This is a genomic window from Ruminiclostridium cellobioparum DSM 1351 = ATCC 15832 (assembly GCF_000621505.1).
Lineage (GTDB): Bacteria > Bacillota > Clostridia > Acetivibrionales > DSM-1351 > Ruminiclostridium > Ruminiclostridium cellobioparum.
In genome coordinates this window covers 1-1,029 of record NZ_JHYD01000090.1, presented here as the reverse complement: position 1 = coordinate 1,029, position 1,029 = coordinate 1, and the positions used below count along the sequence as shown (strand labels likewise).

Here is a 1,029-nt window from a genome sequence, read left to right as displayed (position 1 = left end):
GGTCGCTCCTCAGCGTTGCCCGATTTATGCTACAGTAATATTATCGTCAAATCTTTGGATGATTATTCCATTTACACTAAAGTATGTTCACACCCATCTAATCCAATATCATTCACCAATAAATCTTGTAGTGATGGAGCTATTTTAATCGCATCATCAATATCCAAGTCACCAAAACCAGCTATATAAAGCCCAAATCCTTCATTGCCAGTGACATACATTAATGCTCTACCACCCTCATCATCACCAATTGCAAGAGAGTTTGGCATATAAGTTTGAATATTATATGATTCATTCATCTCAATACATCCCGATGGTGACCAAATACGAATATACATCTTATTGTCGACTTTAATTTCTATTTCTGTAGCTTGGCGTACAAGTTCCAAATACTCCAAAGGTACTTCTATCGACGAAAAGCTTTTTAATGTTTTTATTTCTTCTTCTGTTGCAGGAGGTTGTTTAACGTCTACAGAAAACATATTACTTACTTCATTAAGTATGCTCATCTAATAACAATCCTTTCATAATTTACTCCAAGTTTATCAAGCATTTTATATTGCTGTTCCATAACTTGCTCTATAGTTCCACGAGAATAACCAGCATTTGAGAAATCATCAACAATATACTGAAGTTCATCTTGTAACGTTGAACTCCATTTACCATTTTCAGATGCAACACGAGCATTTCTTCTTAAATTTTGTGCATTACTAATTGACGTATGAGGGAATCCCTTTCCAGTTTCAATTGTAATTGTTGGAGCAAGGTCTGGGGCATAACCATACTGTTTTAGGTTCTCCATCGACCATTCCTTTTGTAGTCCATGGTGAGACTGCAATCTTCCACCATTTGGACCAGTTCCTTAGGTACAGACAATGACCCTTTATGTGTTTTGTTAAAGAGCGTGTAATCAGCTTCACTTACTCCCGTATGTTTTATCTTTAACTTAGCAATAAGTTTCTTTGGATTAAATATACCATAAATAAGTATGTATTTACCTTCAAGTTTAAATTCCAACCCTTTAAACTT

General features: G+C 35.0%; 3 protein-coding genes. All 3 read right to left on the bottom strand.

The window, feature by feature from the left end; genetic code table 11:
- Nucleotides 1-71: 71 nt before the first annotated feature.
- On the bottom strand, nucleotides 72-509 hold the full coding sequence (locus T344_RS0119460; RefSeq protein WP_027630054.1) for an SMI1/KNR4 family protein: 438 nt from the start codon (nucleotides 507-509) through the stop codon (nucleotides 72-74).
- Entirely contained in the window at nucleotides 506-802 is a 297-nt protein-coding gene (locus tag T344_RS31415; protein WP_051572070.1) for a hypothetical protein, read from the bottom strand. The genes T344_RS0119460 and T344_RS31415 overlap by 4 nt, the downstream gene beginning before the upstream one ends.
- A partial coding sequence (locus tag T344_RS31410; protein WP_207641861.1) for a hypothetical protein occupies nucleotides 790-1,029 on the bottom strand: 240 nt, incomplete at its 5' end. The genes T344_RS31410 and T344_RS31415, both read right to left, overlap by 13 nt.